The organism is Pauljensenia sp. UMB6358 (genome assembly GCF_030216865.1).
Taxonomy (GTDB): Bacteria; Actinomycetota; Actinomycetes; order Actinomycetales; family Actinomycetaceae; genus Pauljensenia; species Pauljensenia turicensis_A.
In genome coordinates this window covers 1-245 of record NZ_JASOMS010000253.1, presented here as the reverse complement: position 1 = coordinate 245, position 245 = coordinate 1, and the positions used below count along the sequence as shown (strand labels likewise).

At 58.0% G+C, this 245-nt stretch carries 1 protein-coding gene; it reads right to left on the bottom strand.

The window, feature by feature from the left end; translation table 11 throughout:
* Positions 1–245: phosphatidate cytidylyltransferase (locus tag QP381_RS09355; protein WP_285068767.1), on the bottom strand; the 245-nt coding region annotated here is incomplete at both ends.

Genomic DNA, 245 nt, shown 5'->3' with positions numbered 1-245 from the left:
TCCGGGCAGGAGCCATCCCATGTCTTTTAGACCGAGGTCCCGTTTTAGCAGAGATTCACCCAGATCGCCAAGTGAGCCAAATGTGGCAGCTGCAACGCCGAGCAAGATTCCCCAGAGCGGTGATGCACCCAACAACCACATGCCGACGGTTCCCGCCACTACCGCAGCTACCACCGATCCTGCGAATCCCTCCCAGGACTTCTTCGGCGAGATCTTTGGTGCCATTGGGGTCTTCCCCCACTTAA